Source organism: Pseudactinotalea terrae (assembly GCF_009733845.1).
GTDB lineage: Bacteria > Actinomycetota > Actinomycetes > Actinomycetales > Beutenbergiaceae > Pseudactinotalea > Pseudactinotalea terrae.
The window spans coordinates 576,480-594,695 of record NZ_WNXZ01000001.1 but is presented as its reverse complement, the minus strand read 5'-3'; the positions used below and the strand labels follow the sequence as shown (position 1 = coordinate 594,695).

The 18,216-nt window shown below is 69.9% G+C and carries 11 protein-coding genes; 9 read left to right on the top strand and 2 right to left on the bottom strand.

The genetic code is table 11. From position 1 onward, the window contains the following. The first annotated feature begins 179 nt into the window (after window positions 1–179). From GPA03_RS02680 to GPA03_RS02665, 4 genes are all read left to right on the top strand, one after another. Window positions 180–1,910, top strand: a complete 1,731-nt coding sequence (locus tag GPA03_RS02680) for an L-aspartate oxidase (protein ID WP_156250443.1) — start codon at window positions 180–182, stop codon at window positions 1,908–1,910. Window positions 1,911–1,996: 86 nt separating this feature from the next. Further along, window positions 1,997–3,391, top strand: a complete 1,395-nt coding sequence (locus GPA03_RS02675; protein WP_156250442.1) for an NAD(P)/FAD-dependent oxidoreductase — start codon at window positions 1,997–1,999, stop codon at window positions 3,389–3,391. Further along, window positions 3,381–4,994: a cytochrome bc1 complex cytochrome b subunit gene (gene qcrB / locus GPA03_RS02670; protein WP_241681048.1), complete on the top strand. Its 1,614-nt coding sequence runs from the start codon at window positions 3,381–3,383 to the stop codon at window positions 4,992–4,994. The genes GPA03_RS02675 and qcrB overlap by 11 nt, the downstream gene beginning before the upstream one ends. Window positions 4,995–5,125: 131 nt before the next feature. Next, a complete protein-coding gene (locus GPA03_RS02665; RefSeq protein WP_156250441.1) occupies window positions 5,126–5,764 on the top strand; it encodes a class I SAM-dependent methyltransferase in 639 nt (212 codons plus the stop codon). Window positions 5,765–5,774: 10 nt separating this feature from the next. On the opposite strand, the gene GPA03_RS22625 is transcribed toward GPA03_RS02665, so the two are convergent. After that, complete coding sequence (locus GPA03_RS22625; protein WP_162458233.1) at window positions 5,775–6,815, bottom strand: peptidoglycan DD-metalloendopeptidase family protein; 1,041 nt, start codon at window positions 6,813–6,815, stop codon at window positions 5,775–5,777. A 395-nt stretch (window positions 6,816–7,210) separates the two neighbouring features. Here GPA03_RS22625 and GPA03_RS02655 point away from each other — a divergent pair, with 395 nt between their 5' ends. Genes GPA03_RS02655 through narI form a run of 5 tightly spaced genes read left to right on the top strand, consistent with a single transcriptional unit; the run spans window position 7,211 to window position 15,154 of the window. Then, complete coding sequence (locus tag GPA03_RS02655; RefSeq protein ID WP_156250439.1) at window positions 7,211–8,389, top strand: nitrate/nitrite transporter; 1,179 nt, start codon at window positions 7,211–7,213, stop codon at window positions 8,387–8,389. Next, window positions 8,386–12,075, top strand: coding sequence for a nitrate reductase subunit alpha (locus GPA03_RS02650; protein ID WP_156250438.1), 3,690 nt, complete (start codon window positions 8,386–8,388; stop codon window positions 12,073–12,075). Before GPA03_RS02655 ends, GPA03_RS02650 begins: the two co-directional genes overlap by 4 nt. Then, window positions 12,075–13,727 (top strand): nitrate reductase subunit beta, encoded by a 1,653-nt coding sequence (narH, locus tag GPA03_RS02645; protein WP_156250437.1) that lies wholly within the window; start codon window positions 12,075–12,077, stop codon window positions 13,725–13,727. Before GPA03_RS02650 ends, narH begins: the two co-directional genes overlap by 1 nt. Continuing rightward, window positions 13,724–14,413, top strand: a complete 690-nt coding sequence (gene narJ, locus GPA03_RS02640; protein WP_156250436.1) for a nitrate reductase molybdenum cofactor assembly chaperone — start codon at window positions 13,724–13,726, stop codon at window positions 14,411–14,413. Before narH ends, narJ begins: the two co-directional genes overlap by 4 nt. Before the next feature lie 12 nt (window positions 14,414–14,425). Next, the gene (gene narI, locus GPA03_RS02635; protein ID WP_156250435.1) at window positions 14,426–15,154 is read left to right on the top strand and encodes a respiratory nitrate reductase subunit gamma; all 729 of its coding nucleotides are present in this window, start codon (window positions 14,426–14,428) and stop codon (window positions 15,152–15,154) included. A gap of 1 nt (window position 15,155) precedes the next feature. Here narI and GPA03_RS02630 read toward each other — a convergent pair whose 3' ends face one another. Further along, complete coding sequence (locus GPA03_RS02630) at window positions 15,156–18,203, bottom strand: bifunctional [glutamine synthetase] adenylyltransferase/[glutamine synthetase]-adenylyl-L-tyrosine phosphorylase (RefSeq protein ID WP_156250434.1); 3,048 nt, start codon at window positions 18,201–18,203, stop codon at window positions 15,156–15,158. Window positions 18,204–18,216: the final 13 nt, after the last annotated feature.

The following is an 18,216-nucleotide window of genomic DNA, read 5'->3' as shown; positions in this document are numbered from 1 at the left end:
CTCGGTCCGGCACGCGCCAGGAGCATCAGCCTCACGACGACCCGCCGCTGTCACGTTCCGCGGGGCTGCGTTGTCTTCGATCTAGGCGGTCGTCGTCTCGGCCGTCACGAGAGCGCCGATCACGCCCCTGGGCGGCAGCAGGCGGCGCCTCGATCGGAGCAGCAGGCGGAGAGCAGCAGATGAACATCACCGAACGGCGCATGTCGACCACCGTGCTCGTGATCGGCACCGGCGGATCCGGCCTGCGCGCCGCGATCGAGCTCGCCGAGCAGGGCGTCAGCGTCCTGACGGTCGGCAAACGGCCCCGCATCGACGCCCACACGTCCCTGGCGGCGGGCGGCATCAACGCCGCTCTCGGCACCATGGATGCCGAGGATTCTTGGCAGCAGCACGCTGCCGACACCATCAAGGAGAGCTACGGTCTGGCCAACCCGCACACCGTCGAGATCGTCGCCAGGGGCGCCGCCCAGGGCATCGCCGACCTGGAGCGGTACGGCATGGCCTTCGCGCGTGAGGACGACGGACGCATCTCCCAGCGCTTCTTCGGAGCGCACACCTATCGCCGTACCGCGTTCGCCGGCGACTACACCGGCCTGGAGATCCAGCGGACCTTGGTGAACCGTGCGGCTCAGCTCGACATCCCGATCCTGGACTCGATCTACATCACCCGCATCCTCGTGCGCGACGGTGCCGTGTTCGGTGCATACGGGTTCGACCTGACCGACGGGACGCCGCATCTGATCCACGCGGACGCGGTGATCCTCGCCGCCGGCGGCCACACCCGCATCTGGCGCCGCACGTCCTCACGGCGTGACGAGAACACCGGGGACTCCTTCCGGCTCGCCGTCGAGGCCGGCGCCCGCTTGCGCGACCCCGAGCTGGTGCAGTTCCACCCGTCCGGTCTCCTCGAGCCCGAGAACGCCGCCGGCACGCTGGTGTCCGAGGCGGCGCGCGGCGAGGGCGGCATCCTGCGAAACGCACTTGGCGAGCGGTTCATGGAGCGCTACGACCCGAAGCGGATGGAGCTGTCCACGAGGGACCGCGTCGCGCTCGCCGCCTACACCGAGATCAAGGAGGGCCGAGGCACCGAGAGGGGCGGCGTCTGGCTCGACGTCTCGCACCTGCCACGCGAGACGATCATGACGCGGCTGCCGCGCGTCTACCAGACGCTGCTGGAGCTGCAGATGCTCGACATCACTGCCGAGCCGATCGAGATCGCTCCCACCGCGCACTACTCCATGGGCGGGGTGTGGGTCCGTCCGGAGGACCACAGCACCGACGTGGCGGGCCTGTATGCGGTGGGTGAGGCCTCCTCCGGTCTGCACGGCGCCAATCGGCTCGGGGGAAACTCGCTGATCGAGCTGCTGGTGTTCGGGCGGATCGTCGCACGGGCCGCGGCGGAGTACTCGGCGGGGCTGGAGGCGCAGCACCGCTCACGCGACGCCGAGGCGGAGGCGCGGCGGGAGATCAGCGCGCTGCTCGCCGCCGACGGGCCCGAGAACGTCCGCGCTCTGCAGCGCGCGGTCCGCAACACGATGACCGCGCACGCCGGCGTCTCCCGCGACGAGACCGGGCTCCTGACCGGTTTGCGCGAGCTGCACGAGATCAGCGAGCGGTCGGGTGACGTCGGGGTCCATCCGGACATCGCAGGCTTCGGTGATCTCGCGCACGCCTTCGACCTCAGAGCATCCCTGATCGCCGCCCGCGCCACGCTCGAGGCGGCGCTCGAACGCCGCGAGAGCCGCGGCTGCCACAACCGCAGCGACTACCCCGACCTGGACCCCGCTCTGCAGACGAACCTCGTCTGGTCGCCCACCGCCGGCGTCGTGCACGAAGAGATCCCACCGGTGCCGGGCGAGATCGCCGAGCTCATGGTCGACGTCTCTGCCGACGGCAAGCTGGTCGAGTAGTCGGCCGGCCCGACGCACGTGACGAGCGCCACGTCACGTCTGCTCCCGCTCCACGGTCTACCTGGTGAGAGCAACTGGAGGATGTCATGCGGATATTGATCATCGGCGGCGGGTACGCAGGCTTCTACACAGCCTGGCGGCTCGAGAAGCGGCTGCGTCCGGGCGAGGCGGAGGTCACCGTCGTCGACCCGCGCGGCTACATGACCTACCAACCGTTCCTTCCCGAGGTCACGGCTGGGTCGGTCGAGGCTCGACACGTCGTCGTCTCCCTGCGAAGTCACCTGCGGAGCACACGCCTCGTCGCCGGCCACGTGATCGAGGTGGATCACGCCCATCGGAGGGCCATGGTCCAGACCGCCCACGGCGCCCCGCAAGCCATCAAGTACGACCTCCTCGTGGTCACGGCGGGGGCCGTGACCCGCAGGTTGTCGATCCCTGGGGTCGCCGATCACGCGATCGGCCTCAAGCACGTCGAGGAGGCCGTCGCCATCCGCGACGGTCTGCTGACCGCGTTCGACGAGGCTGCCGGCCTCCCGCCGGGACCGGAGCGTTCGCGGCTGCTCACCGTGACGGTCGTCGGTGGCGGCTTCACCGGGGTCGAAGCGTTCGGCGAGCTGCTCTCGCTGGCGACCTCGCTGCTGCGTTCCTACCCCGAGATCAGCCTGGCGGAGCTCTCCTTCCACCTGGTCGAGGCATCGCCTCGGATCCTGCCCGAGGTGACCGATGATCCCGGTCGCTGGGTCGTACGCCACCTCGAGCGGCGAGGGGCCCACGTCCACACGGAGACGCAGATCACCTCCGCGCGGGGCGGGCACATCGTGCTGTCCACCGGGGAGTCGTTCGACACGAACCTCCTCATCTGGGCTGTCGGCAACGGGCACAACCCCGTGGTCGCCCAGCACACCGATCTGCCGGTCGACGACCGTGGCCTGGTGCGCGTCCGCGCCGACCTCCGGGTCGGCACCGACGAGGCACCCGTGCCGGATGCCTGGGCCGCCGGCGACAACGCCGCTGTCCCTGACCTGACCGCGGCCGCTCCCGGTGCCCTGACCGTCCCCAACGCTCAGCACGCCGTCAGGCAGGGCAAGCTTCTGGCGGCCAACATCGTGGCTCACCTGCGCGGCAAGAAGGAGCGTCCGTACCGCCACGACAGTCTCGGCACCATTGCGACGCTCGGCATGGGGCACGGCATCTTCCAGTACCGGCGGCTGGTCATCAAGGGCCCGCTCGCATGGTTGATGCACCGCGGCTACCACGTGCTGGCCATCCCCACCTGGGAGCGGAAGTTGCGCGTCCTGCTCGTCTGGCTCAGCGCAGCGCTCTTCGGACGGGACATCGTCGCGCTGCCCGGCGTGCAGGTGCCGCGGACCGCGTTCCTGGCGGCAGGCGATCCGGCCGTGCTGAGGCCCCGCCGGGAAGGAACAGGGCCAGACGCCGAGGAACGTGCGCGTGAGCTGATCGGAGCCGACCGTGCCCGTTGACCGCCGCCACCCCGCTACCGCACGCCGGCGCGCTGCGGTGCTCGTCGCGCAGGCCGGCCCTCGACTCGTCCGGGCGCTCAGGCGGCAACGGGTCCACCTGCACTGGGCGAACATGTTCGGCGTCATGGCGTTCGCCTCGATCGTCGTCCTCACGATCACCGGCATCCTGCTGACATTCACCTACACCCCGTCCAGCGAGCTGGTCACGTATGACGGGCCATATGGTCCGCTCGTCGGGACGGAGGTCAGCAAGGCCTTCGCCTCCACGATGGAGATCTCCTTCGAGCAGGCCGGCGGGATGCTGGTCCGCCAGACCCATCACTGGGCAGGACTTCTCCTGCCGGCGACGATGATGATGCAGATCCTGGCCCTGTTCTTCACCGGAGGGTTCCGCCGCCCCCGGCGTGCGGGCTGGCTGCTGCTGATGCTCGCGTTCTTCGCGGTCCTCCTGGCCGGCTGGAGCGGCTACGCCCTCCCCGACGACATGCTCTCGGGCACCGGGCTGCGGATCGTCGAAGGCGTGATGCTCGGCATCCCGGTGATCGGCACGTGGCTCGTGACCCTGATGTTCGGCAGCAGGTTCCCTGGCGAGATCATCGAGAACCTCTACCCGGTCCACGTCGTGATCGCCCCGATCCTGGTCGTGGCCCTGCTCGTGGTCCGCGGCGTGCTCGGATACCGGCACGGGTCACCGAGCCCGGCGAGCACGGGTGCCCCGATCCAGGCAACACCTGGCCTCCGCCTCTGGCCCGACGCCGCACTGCGCGCCGCCGGACTGACAGCGATCACGAGCGGTGTGCTGGTGCTGCTCGGCGCGACCTCAACGATCAGCCCCATCTGGGCCTATGGCCCTACCGCTGCCGGCGACGTCGGCGGCGGCAGCCAACCCGACTGGTACATGGGGTTCCTCGACGGCGCTCTCCGGCTCGTCCCAGCAGGCTGGGAGACCGAGTGGTTCGGCTGGACGTGGACCTTCGCCATCCTCGCCCCGCTCGCCGTCATCGGCATCTACTTCGCCGTGGTGATCGTCTACCCGTTCCTCGAGTCATGGATCACCCGCGACACCCTCGAGCACCACGTGCTCGAGCGGCCGAGGAACGTCCCGGTCCGCACCGGGATCGGTGTGGCAGGCATGCTCTTCTACGGCATCCTGTGGGCTGCCGGGAGCACCGACATCGCCTCGACGACGTTCGGCATCAGCTTCGAGCTGATCGTGACCGCACTGCAGGTGGCGCTGATCGTCGGCCCACCGGTCGCGTTCGATATCACGCGCCGGATCTGTCTCGGGCTGCAGCGCAAGGACCGTGAGGTGCTGCTGCACGGGCACGAGACCGGCCGGATCGTGCGGACGCCCGAGGGTGGCTACCTCGAGCAGCACCAGCCGGTCGCCGCCGCCGAACGCGCCCTCCTGGCGGTGACCCCGGATCCCATCACGCCAGCGAGCCCGGGCCACGACGGCCGCCTGACACGTCGCGAGCGGCTGCGCGGTGCCCTGGCGGCGCGGTTCGAGACCGGACGTGTCGCGTTCGATCCAGCCGATGACGAGCAGGTGCCAGATCAGGGACGAGCGTTGGTGACCGCGCACGATCGCACAGCCGACTGACCCTGGCTGCCAGCGACGCAAGCCTCTGCCCGCAACCTCTCCGGCTCCCTCCTCCCACCATCGCAGGACCGAGCCTTGCTGTTTCAGCAATCACGCTTGCCCCTGAGTGCACCGCGCTGCACAGTGTCGTCATGGCCCATTCCGAGCACGACCACAGCACCGAGATGTTCGAGCCGGACAGCTGGGACGAGCGGTACTCGGGCGAGGCGAAGATCTGGAGCGGGAACGCGAACCCGCAGCTGGTCACGATCGCCTCGACCCTCTCCCCCGGTACGGCGCTCGACGTCGGCTGCGGCGAGGGTGGCGACGTCATCTGGCTCGCCCAGCAGGGCTGGCGCGCCACGGGTGCGGACTTCTCGGGCAAGGGGTTGGCGCGCGCCGCCGAGCACGCTGCCGAGGCCGGTGTGTCCGATCGTGTCGAGTGGTGGCAGATCGACGCCCGCACCTTCGAGGCGGGCGGCCGCTCCTTCGATCTCGTCACGACCCACTACCTGCACCCGCCCGACGGCGGCATGGCCGCTGTCGTGGGTCGGCTCGCCACCGCGGTCGCTCCCGGCGGTCATCTGCTGGTGGTCGGGCATGCGCCGTCGGAGGAGCTCACCCAGCTGACGCAGAGCCATCGCGACGCGATGTTCGCGGCAGCCGATCTCGTCGGCTCGCTGCCGGGGTCGTTCGAGGTGATCGTCGCCGAGGATCGCCCCCGCCGCGTGGTGCGAGAGGGCAGGCGGGTCGACATCCCCGACGCGACATTGCTGGCCGCTCGCCGCTGAGGGCCTCGGGCTAGTCGGTGGGCTCGTCCGTGGCTGTCGACGTGGGCCCAGGCTCCGGCTCGGAGGTGTGCTCGGGCTCGGACGGCGACCCCGGGGCGGTCGGGGTCCCGGTCGGCTCGTCGGTGGGGGTCGGCTCGGGATCGTCGGATGGGCCATCGGTCGGGTCCGGGTCAGAAGGCTCTTCGGTGGGGTCCTGCGTGGGCTCTTCGGTGGGTTCCGGCTCGACCGAGGGCGTCGGTGTCGGCTCCGTCGACGGCTCCGGTGTCGGCTCTGGCTCAGGAGCCGGTGTCGGCTCTGGCTCAGGAGCCGGTGTCGGCTCTGGCTCAGGGTCCGACGGGGTCTGCTCCACAGGGTCGGGCTCAGGGTCGCCGTAGGGCTCCTCGATGGGAGGTCCGTCGCCCTGCTCGGCCCCGGTCCAGTCCCACTGGTGCGGGTCGTTCGGGTCTCCCTGGGTGGACTCATCGGTCGAGGCGCGACCGCCGGGCACGGAGACGCCCCGCTCCTGCAGATAGTTCACGGGATTGACCGCCCGACCGTCGACCCATGCGGAGAAGTGAAGGTGCGGGCCGGTCGACCTGCCCTCGCTGCCGACGAGAGCGATGACGTCGCCCGTGGTCACGTCGTCGCCGACGGCCACGAGGACACCGGACTCGCTCATGTGGTTGTAGGCGGTGCTGGTTCCGTCCAGGTGCTGGATCACGACGACCCATCCAGAGAGCCCCAGCGTCTTGTTGCCATGACCCGCGTAGATGACCACACCCGACCCCGCGGCAAGGATCTGCGTGCCCAGAGTCGCGGCGAGGTCGATGCCGTTGTGGAACGCGCTCGAGGTGACTCCCGGGATGATCCCCCTGTTCCCGAACTGTGACAGCAGGCGGGCGCTGGGAAGTGGGTGGGTCCACGACTCCTCGATGGAGACCGGCTTCGGACCCTGCGACCAGACCTGGCCGATCGTGAATTGCCAGACCGCGTCCGCAGGGACAGTGATCACCGGGGAGGTCTCCGGCATGTCCTCGGCCGCGACCGTGTCCCACGCGGGTTCGTCCTGCATCGCTGCGGACGACGGCGAGAGGCCAGCCACCCACAGGGCTCCGCATGCCAGCATCGTTGCCGCATACCTAGCAGTACGACCCGCCTTCATCAAGGTGGCCCGATGCTGGTGGAGTTCGATCTCATCGCTAGGACCAGACCTCTGAGGGACTCGCTCGGCTCGACGCTGGGCCTGAGACTAGCAGGTTGGACCCCACCAGCTGTAGTGACGATCCGCGGACCATCCCGTGCCGGACCTAGGTCCCAAGAACCCAGACTCGCGATGAACCATCCTGCTGCGGAGGCGCAACATGTGCCGTACGTTCGGATGAGGTTGCTCCCGAAAGAGGCCGCATGGCGCAGGATCCTGGCACCCCCGCTCCCACGACCGCTCTACCGCACGGCCAACGATGGCTGATGCTCGGCGTAGCCACGCTGGGCTTCGTGGTCAACTTCTGGGCCTGGGCGCTGCTCAGCCCGCTCGGTCCGAAGTTCCGACAGGAGGGGTTGCTGGCCGACCTCACCCAGAGCGACGTCGCTCTGCTGGTCGCGGTGCCGGTCGTGGTGGGGAGCCTCGGGCGTGTCGTCGTCGGCGCGCTCACGGACCGCTACGGCGGCCGCGTCATGTTCCCGGCCGTCTCGGTGCTGACGGTCCTGCCGATCCTGTTCCTCGCGTTCTTCGCCCTCGACTCCTACACCCTGATCCTCGTGGGCGGGTTCTTCCTCGGCATCGGCGGGACCGCCTTCGCGGTGGGGGTCCCGTTCGTGAACGCGTGGTTCCCGCCGCAGCAGCGCGGCCTGGCGATCGGCATCTTCGGTGCCGGCATGGGCGGCACGGCGATCAGCGCGCTGACCACGGTCAAGCTCTACGACGGTCTCGGCGCGACCACGCCCTTCCTCATCACCGCAGCAGCACTGGCGATCTACGCCGTGCTGTCCTGGGTGGTGCTGCGCGACGCACCAGGCCGCACGCCGCCGCCCCCCGGCTTCGTCGGCAGGCTCCTCGGCAACCTCAGGCTCCCGGTCACGTGGCAGGCGTCGTTGCTCTACGCCGTCGCTTTCGGCGGATACGTGGCGTTCTCGGTGTATCTGCCGACCTACCTGATCAACGCGCACGATCTCACGCCCGCCGACGCCTCCAACCGCATGGCCGGCTTCGTGGTGATCGCCGTCGTCATGCGCCCGGTCGGGGGGTGGCTCTCCGACAAGGTCGGTTCGATCCCGGTGCTCAGCGCGGTGTTCGCCGTGACGGCGCTGTGCGCCGCCATCGCCTCGGCGGAGCCACCGCTGCTGCTGCTGGGCACCGTCGACTTCCTGCTGATGGCGGCGGCCCTCGGCGCCGGCAGCGGCGCCGTGTTCGCGCTCATCGCCCAGGTCACCGAGCCGGCCAGGGTCGGCGGCGTCACGGGCATCGTCGGAGCAGCCGGCGGCCTCGGTGGCTTCGTGCCGCCGTTGATCATGGGATGGGCCTACGGACAGATGCAGTCCTACGCGATCGGGCTGTGGCTCCTCGCCGGCACCGCAGCACTCGTCCTCGGGCTCACGCTCACCTCGGTCAGGCGCCTCGCGCACAAGCAGAAGGAGGCTGTGGCATGACCAGCAGCATCGACGGCCCGATCACCGCCGCCCTGATGGGCGGCCGGGAGTTCTTCACGCGGGCGGAGGTCTCCGAGGACCACCGCACCCTGTACAAGAAGGGCGGCCGTGAGGGCGACGTCTTCTACCGGGACCGGTGGTCCCACGACAAGGTGGTCCGCTCCACCCACGGTGTCAACTGCACCGGTTCCTGCTCGTGGAAGGTGTACGTCAAGGACGGCATCATCACGTGGGAGTCGCAGCAGACCGACTACCCCACCGCGGGCGCCGACCGACCCGACTACGAGCCCCGCGGCTGCCCGCGCGGCGCCGCGTTCTCCTGGTACACCTACTCCCCCACCCGGGTCCGCTACCCGTACGTGCGCGGCGTGCTGCTCGAGATGTTCCGCGAGGCACGTCACCGCCTGGGCGATCCCGTCGCCGCCTGGGCGAGCATCGTCGAAGACCCGGAGCGCGCCGCCCGCTACAAGAAGGCACGCGGCAAGGGTGGCCTGGTCCGCTGCTCGTGGGACGAGGCCTCCGAGATGTTCGCGGCCGCCCACGTCCACACGATCCGGCGGTGGGGCCCCGACCGCATCGCCGGGTTCTCGCCCATCCCCGCCATGTCGATGGTCTCGCACGCCTCGGGTGCCCGCTGGACCTCGCTGATCGGCGGGGCGATGCTCTCGTTCTACGACTGGTACGCGGACCTCCCGGTCGCCTCGCCGCAGATCTTCGGCGACCAGACCGACGTTCCCGAGTCCGGCGACTGGTGGGACGCGAGCTACCTCATGATGTGGGGCTCGAACGTCCCGGTGACCCGCACGCCGGACGCGCACTGGATGGCCGAGGCCCGGTACCGCGGCCAGAAGGTCGTCGTGGTCGCCCCCGACTACGCCGACAACGTCAAGTTCGCCGACGAGTGGCTCCCCGCCGCACCCGGCACCGACGCCGCCCTCGCCATGGCGATGGGTCACGTGGTGCTCCGCGAGTTCTTCGTGGACAACCAGGTCGACTACTTCACCGACTACGTCCGGCAGTACACGGACCTGCCGTATCTGATCCGCCTCGAGGAGATGCCCGACGGCGCAGCTCGCCCGGGCAAGTTCCTCACCGCCGCGGACCTGGGGCAGGATGTCGAGAACGCAGCGTTCAAGCCCGTCCTGCTCGACCAGTCGGGCGAGGTGGTCGTGCCGAACGGCTCGCTCGGTCACCGGTTCGGCGACGACGGCCTCGGCAAGTGGAACCTTGAGCTCGGCGACGTCACGCCGGCGTTGACCGTGCTGTCGCAGGACAGCGAGCAACGACTGGTCGAGCTGCCCCGCTTCGACCGGGCCGCGGGTCCGGACTCGGCGGGCGGCACCCTGGCGCGGGGCGTACCGGTACGGCGCGTCGGCGAGCACCTCGTCACCACCGTCATGGACATCATGCTGGCCCAGTACGGCGTAGGCCGTCCCGGGCTCGAGGGCAGCTACGCAGCCGGATACGACGACGCAGGTGCCCCGTACACGCCCGCGTGGCAGGAGCCGATCACGGGCGTCCCCGCCGCCGCGGTGGCGCGGATCGCGCGCGAGTTCGCCCAGAACGCCGCCGACTCCCGCGGTCGTTCGATGATCATCGTCGGCGCCGGCGCGAACCACTGGTTCCACTCCGACCTGATCTACCGCGCGATGCTCCTGCTCACCACCATCACCGGGTGTCAGGGCGTCAACGGCGGCGGCTGGGCGCACTACGTCGGTCAGGAGAAGGCACGTCCGGTCACCGGATGGGCGCAGATGGCCTCGGCGCTCGACTGGAGCCGGCCGCCACGGCAGATGATCCAGACCGCCTACTGGTACCTGCACACCAACCAGTTCCGGTACGACAACTACGACATGAGCCGCCTGTCGGCGGCTACCGGAACCGGCCGCTTCGACGGCATGGGGACCGCCGACGGGCTCGCGATGTCCAGCCGGCTCGGCTGGATGCCCTCCTACCCGACCTTCAACCGCAACTCGCTCGACCTCGTCGACGAGGCCGAGGCCGCGGGACTGGAGCCCGCCGAGTACGTGGTGAGGTCGCTCCAGGACGGTTCGCTCGCGTTCGCCTGCGAGGATCCCGACTCTCCGGAGAACTTCCCGCGCATCCTCACGATGTGGCGCGCGAACCTGTTCGGCAGCTCGGGCAAGGGCAACGAGTACTTCCTCAAGCACCTGCTCGGCACCGACGACTCCGTCTCCGCCCGGGAGACACCACCGGAGGGCAGGCCTCGCGACATCACGTGGCACGAGAAGGCGCCCGAAGGAAAGCTCGACCTGCTGGTCACGCTCGACTTCAGGATGACGTCCTCGACGCTGCTCTCCGACATCGTGCTCCCGGCAGCCACCTGGTACGAGAAGCACGACATCTCGACCACGGACATGCACCCCTTCATCCACTCCTTCAACCCGGCGATCTCGCCGCCGTGGGAGACCCGCACCGACTGGGACATCTTCCGCACCCTCGCGACCACGTTCTCGGACCTCGCGAAGGAGCACCTCGGGGTGCGCAAGGACCTGGTGGCGGCTCCCCTCATGCACGACAGCCCGGACGCGATGGCGACCCCGGGCGGCGTCGTGAAGGACTGGCGTGCAGGCGAGTGCGACCCGGTGCCTGGGGTCACGATGCCGAGGCTGATCGTCGTCGAGCGCGACTACGGCGCGATCGCGGACAAGCTCACCTCGCTCGGTCCGCTGATGGAGAAGCTGGGGGCCACGACGAAGGGGGTGACCTTCGACGTCAAGCGGGAGGTGGAGCAGCTGAAGACCCGGCTCGGCACCGTTCGCGCACCGGGACGTGTGAGCGACGGTCGTCCCAACCTCGAGAAGGCGATGTCGGTCGCCGAGACGATCATGACGCTGTCCGGCACCACCAACGGCCATCTCGCGACCCAGGGGTTCCACACGCTCGAGAAGCGCACCGGTACCCAGCTGGCCGATCTCGCCGCCGAGCACGAGGGCAAGCAGATCACCTTCGCCGACACCCAGGCGGCCCCGGTCCCGGTGATCACCTCGCCCGAGTGGTCGGGCTCGGAGACCGGGGGGCGCCGATACAGCCCCTTCACGATCAACACCGAGCGGATGAAGCCCTGGCACACCCTCACCGGAAGACAGCACTTCTTCCTCGACCACGACTGGATGCTCGAGCTGGGCGAGGCACTACCGACCTACAAACCACCGCTGGACATGACCGAGATCTTCGGCGAGGCACCGGTCGGCGAGATCAACGAGCTCGGGGTATCGGTCCGGTACCTGACACCGCACAACAAGTGGTCGATCCACTCCGAGTACCAGGACAACCTGTTCATGCTGGCGCTCTCGCGCGGCGGCCCGGTGATCTGGATCTCGGACAGGGACGCCGCGAAGGTGGGCATCGGCGACAACGACTGGGTCGAGGCCGTCAACCGCAACGGCGTGGTCGCGGCACGCGCGATCGTGTCGCACCGGATGCCCGAGGGCACCGTGTACATGCACCACGCGCAGGACCGGCTGATCGATGTGCCGCGCACCGAGACCACCGGCAAGCGAGGCGGCATCCACAACTCGCTCACCCGCATCATGCTCAAGCCGAGCCACCTGATCGGCGGTTACGCGCAGCTCGCGTTCGCCTTCAACTACCTCGGGCCCACCGGGAACCAGCGAGATGAAGTGACGATGATACGGAAGCGTCGGACGGAGGTGCGTTACTGATGCGCGTCATGGCTCAGATGGCGATGGTGATGAACCTCGACAAGTGCATCGGGTGCCACACCTGCTCGGTCACCTGCAAGCAGGCCTGGACCAACCGGGCGGGCACCGAGTACGTCTGGTTCAACAACGTCGAGACCCGACCCGGTCTCGGCTACCCGCGACGGTACGAGGACCAGGACGAGTGGGAGGGCGGCTGGGTCCGCAAGTCGAACGGCCGCCTCGCGCTGCGGGCGGGCGGGCGCTTCAAGAAGCTGTTCTCGATCTTCTCCAACCCGAAGATGCCCTCGATCGAGGACTACTACGAGCCCTGGACCTACGACTACGAGACCCTCGTGCGGGCACCGGCCTCCGACACCTTCCCGGTGGCTCGCCCGAAGTCGCTGCTCTCCGGCGAGAACATGTCGATCGAGTGGTCGGCGAACTGGGACGACAACCTGGCCGGCTCGCAGGATCACGCCGCCACCGACGTGATGCTCAAGGACATCGCCGAGAAGGTGAAGCTCGAGTTCGAGCAGACCTTCATGTTCTACCTGCCGCGCATCTGCGAGCACTGCCTCAACCCCTCCTGCGCCGCATCGTGCCCTTCGGGCGCGATCTACAAGCGCAGCGAGGACGGCATCGTGCTCGTCGACCAGGACCGCTGCCGCGGCTGGCGCATGTGCATCTCGGGCTGCCCCTACAAGAAGGTCTACTTCAACCACAAGACCGGCAAGGCCGAGAAGTGCACGTTCTGCTACCCCCGCATCGAGGTCGGCATCCCCACGGTCTGCTCCGAGACCTGCGTGGGCCGGCTCCGCTACATCGGGCTGATGCTCTACGACGCCGACAAGGTGCTCGAGGCCGCCGCCGTGGAGGACGACCACGACCTCTACGAGGCGCAGCGCTCGGTGTTCCTCGACCCGAACGATCCCGAGGTGCAGCGGGGAGCCGAGGCTGCCGGCATCCCCCTGGACTGGGTCGAGGCGGCGAAGCGCTCGCCCGTGTGGAAGCTGATCAACACCTACAAGGTCGCGCTGCCGCTGCACCCGGAGTACCGCACGATGCCGATGGTCTGGTACATCCCGCCGCTGTCGCCTGTCGTCGACATCATCCGGGACACCGGCCACGACGCCGAGGACAAGGGCAACCTGTTCGCGGCGATCGAGGCGCTGCGCATCCCGATCGGCTATCTCGCCAACCTGTTCACGGCGGGTGATGTCAAGCCGGTCGACTCCGTGCTCCGCAAGCTCGCCGCCATGCGCGCGTACATGCGTGACATCAATCTGGGCGGCGCGGGCGACGACGCGATCGCCGAGGCGGTCGGCATGTCGGGATCCGACATGTACGAGATGTTCCGGCTGCTCGCGATCGCGAAGTACGACGAGCGCTACGTCATCCCGACCGCGCACGCCGAGCAGGCGCACGCGCTCGAGGAGCTCGCCACCGACTGCCCGGTCTCCGAGTACGGAGGTGGGCAGCAGGACATGTTCGGTGAGGGTTCCGGGACGCCCACACCGGTCGCCGTCGAGAACTTCAGGATGCTCCAGGACAGGCAGACGGCCGACGACATGCCCGCGAACCCCATGAAGGGTCGCGTCAACCTCCTCAACTGGGACGGCAAGGGACGGCCGGGTGGCCTGTTCCCGACCAAGGGCGAGGAGGAGGAACGATGAGGCGCCGTCGTCGGGCCCTGCCGTCGGCCGCCGTCGAGAGGACCTGGCTCGCGTGCTCCCTGCTGCTCGACTACCCGACCCAGCAGCTCATCGACGCGCTCGACGACGTCGAGGCGCTCGATCCTGCCGACCCGCACCTGCGGGAGATGGTGGCGTTCCTGCGGAGCACTCCGCTGCAGGAGGTGCAGGCCGAGTACGTCGCGACCTTCGACCTCACCCGCAAGTGCGCGCCGTACCTCACCTACTACGCCTACGGCGACACGCGCCGACGCGGGGTGGCGCTGCTCGAGGTCAAGCAGGTCTACCGCCGCGCGGGCCTCGAGTGGACCGCCGACGAGCTGCCCGACCATCTGTGCGCGGTGCTGCGGCTCGGCGCGACCGTGGACGTGGATGCCGCCCGTGAGCTCCTGCAGCAGCATCGTGCCGGCGTCGAGATGCTGCGCACGGCGCTGGCCGGGTTCGTCCGGCCCGGGGGCGGCACCGGCTCACCCTGGCACGCAGCGCTGCTCAGCCTGTGCGCGACCTTCCCGCCGTTGCAGGGCGAGGACGCCGCGGCGGTCGCCCGGCTCGTGGCCGAGGGCCCACCGGCCGAGGAGGTCGGGCTGGCGCCCTACAGCGCGGAGCCGCTGATCGCGGGCACCCGCATCCCTGTCCTGAGCCACGCCGAGTCCGCCCGGGCACGCTGAGAGGAGCACCTGATGGACACCTTCCTGTGGGTCGTGTTCCCGTACCTGTGCCTGGCCACGTTCGTGGTGGGCCACGTGTGGCGCTACCGCTACGACAAGTTCGGCTGGACCACGCGCTCCTCACAGCTGTACGAGAACAAGCTGCTGCGCTTCGGCTCGCCGCTGTTCCACTTCGGGATGCTCGGCGTGGTCGGCGGGCACGTGATCGGGCTGCTGGTGCCCTCGTCGTGGACGGCGTTCTTCGGGATCGACGACCACCTGTACCACTGGATCGCGATCGTCGGGGGCCTCGCGGCCGGGATCGCCACCGTCGTGGGCATGGTGATCCTCATCTACCGACGTCGCACCGTCGGTCCGGTCTTCTCGGCCACCACGAACATGGACAAGGTGATGTACGCGTTCCTGGGCGCAGCCATCATGCTGGGCATGTGGAACACGATCGCCGGATCGCTGCTCCGGTTCGGCGGGGAGTACAACTACCGCGAGGGAGTCTCGATCTGGTACCGCTCGTTCCTGGCGTTCCAGCCGCAGGCCGAGCTGATGGCCACGGCGCCGATCGGGTTCCAGCTGCACGCGTTCGTGGCGTTCGTGCTGTTCGCGCTATGGCCGTTCACGCGGCTGGTGCACGTGTTCTCGGCGCCGCTGGGCTATCTGACCCGGCCCTACATCGTGTACCGGTCACGCGACACCGAGCGGCTGGGCTCCACCCGGCCCAAGCGGGGCTGGGACCGCGTGGGCTGAGTCAGGCGAAGAACACGCGCTCGACGACGGCGCGGGCACGCCGGGCGGCCCGCAGCCAGTCCTGCTCGAGATCGGCGCTGTGCCCCGGACGGTAGCCCATCAGTCGAGAGACACCGGCGAGAGCGTCACGCTCACTCGGCAGCACGTCGACCTTGTTGCCGGTGGTGCGCCCGGTCCACAGCACGTTCGCGTTGCGGAGCCGGCTGGCGAGCGACCAGGCCGCGCTGAGCCGCACGGCGTCCACCGCAGTGAGCACACCGGCGGTGCGCGCGGCGGCCAGTGCCCGCAGCGTCGAGGTGGTGCGCAGCTCTGGTACCTGCCCCGCGTGCTGAAGCTGCAGCAGCTGCGCGGTCCACTCGACATCGGCGAGCCCGCCGCGGCCGAGCTTGAGGTGGTGCGTGGCCGGCACCCCGCGCGGGAGCCGCTCCGACTCCACCCGTGCCTTGATCCTGCGTAGCTCACGCACCTCGGTGGCCGCCAGCCCGCCCTCGGGGTAGCGCAGCGGGTCGATCAGCTCCACGAAGCGTGTCCCGAGCGCGGCGTCGCCCACGACCGGGCGCGCGCGCAGCAGAGCCTGCCGCTCCCACCCCTGCGCCCAACGCTTGTAGTACTCGGCGTAGGAGGCGAGCGTGCGCACCATCGGACCGTTGCGCCCCTCGGGCCGCAGCGCGGTGTCGACCGGCAGCGGCGGCTCGGTACCGCCCTTGCTGAGCAACGCGAGCAGCTGCTGCGCGACAGCGTTGGCCCACTTCTCGGCGACCTCGCCCGAAACCTCAGGGTTCGGCTCGTGCACGAACAGCACGTCCGCGTCGCTCGCGTAGGAGAGCTCGGACCCGCCGAGCCGCCCCATCGCGATCACGGCGAAGCTCGACGGCGGGTGCGCGAGCCCGGCGGCGCTGGTCGCCTCCGCGATCGCGATCTGGAGGCCGCCCGCCAGTGCGACGTCGGCGGCTGGACTGATGACCTTCTCCCCCGTCTCCACGGGGACGTCGGCCAGCACGTCCCCGATGGCGCCGCGGGTGAGCTCACGGCGGCGCACGAACCGCACCGCCTGCGCGGCGGGCTCGGGCTCGTGCTTGCGGCCGATCATCGCGCGCATCCCGCTCATCACCGCGTGGACGTCACGGGGCTGCAGGTCGTCCTTGCCGTCGAGCCACGCGACCACCTCGGGCGAGCGGGTGAGACCGTCGGCCACGTACTTGCTCGAGGAGAGCAGGTGCGCGAGACGCTCCGCGGCGGCCGCGGAGTCGCGCAGCAGCTTGAGGTACCAGTGGGTGGTGCCGAGCTCTTCGGAGAGCTTGCGGAAGCCCAGCAGGCCGCCGTCGGGGTCGGCGCCCTCGGCGAACCAACCCAGCATGACCGGAAGCAGCTGGCGTTGGATCGCCGCACGCCGTGACAGCCCCTCGGTCAGCGCCGCGATGTGCCGCTGGGCGCCGCTCGGGTCGCGGTACCCGATCGCGCCGAGCCGAGCCACAGCGGCCTCCGCGGCGAGCGAGACGTCGTCGGCGGACAGCCGCGCCGTCGCCGGCAGGAGCGGCCGGTAGTACAGCTCTTCGTGCAGGCCGCGCACCTGGCGACGCGTGGCGCGCCATCTCGTCTCCAGCCCCGTGACGCCCTCGATGCCGCTGCCGAGCGACCGGGACAGGCGGTTGAGGTCCTGCTCCGCAGTGGGCATCAGGTGCGTGCGACGCATCCGGAACAGCTGGATGCGGTGCTCCAGCAGCCGCAGGAACCGGTAGCAGCTGGCCAGCTGGGCCGCGTGGTCGCGGCCCACGTACCCGGCCGCCGACAGCGCGGAGAGCGCCGTGAGGGTGTTCGCCGACCGGATCGTGGCATCCACCCGCCCGTGGACCAGCTGCAGCAGCTGCACGGTGAACTCGACATCCCGCAGACCGCCGCGGCCGAGCTTGATCTGTCGGTCCGCCTCGGCGGGCGGCACGTTCTCCTCGACGCGGCGACGCATCGCCTGGGAGTCCTCCACGAAGTTCTCCCGGCCGACGGCGTCCCACACCATCGGGCGGGTGGCGTCCAGGTAGGCCCGGCTCAGCTCCCGGTCGCCAGCCACGTGCCTGGCCTTGAGCAGCGCCTGGAACTCCCAGGTCTTCGCCCATCGCTCGTAGTACGCCAGGTGCGAGCTCAGCGTGCGCACCAGGGGTCCGTTGCGGCCCTCCGGGCGCAGGTTGGGGTCGACCTCCCACAGCGCGGGCTCTCGCGACGTGCTCGAGCACATCCTCGCGAGCCCGGTCGCGAGCCGCGTGCCGATCGTCAACGCCTCGTCCTCGTCGGCACCCTCGGCGGGCTCGACCACGTAGATCACGTCGACGTCGGAGATGTAGTTGAGCTCGCGGCCACCGGTCTTTCCCAGACCGAGCACCGAGATGCGGGCCTGCTGCCCGCCGTCAGGAAGCTCGGCGCGCGCGAGGGCCAGCGCGGCCTCGAGAGCGGCGGCCGCGAGATTGGCCAGCGCGCCGGCGACCTCGGGCAGGAAGCCGAGCGGGTCCATGGCCGTGAGGTCCTCGGTCGCGATCGCCACGAGGATGCGCCGATAGGCCAACCGCATCGCGTCGAGCGTGCCCGAGGCCGCCTTGGCCGACGCCACCGGCATCCCGGCCGCGGGGTCGGCACCGACCGACTCGAGCAGCAGCGTGCGCATCGTGTCCGGGTCTGCGGCCACGCCGTTGCGGGGCCGGATCACGACGTCGAGGTGCTCGGGGTGCGCCACCAGCCAGTCACCCAGCGCGGCGGACCCACCGAGCAGCGCGAGCAGATGTCGTCGGGGTGTCCCGCCGTCGAGAAGGATCCGGACCACGCGCTGGCGGGTCTCGTCCTCGACGGCGTCGGCGAGCCGCGCGATCTGCAGCACCGCTAGATCGGGGTCCGGGACGCCGTCGAAGGCCGCGGTGAGATCCGGATGCTCTGACCCGAGCGCCTCCGTCGCCTCACCCAGCGTGCCGCTCGTCAGCAGGTCCGCGGCACGCGGCACGTCGGAGAAGCCGGCGCGGGCGAGCGCGGCATCGAGGGTCCGGGCTCGCTGCCTGCTCGTGCTCACGCCTGGACCGACC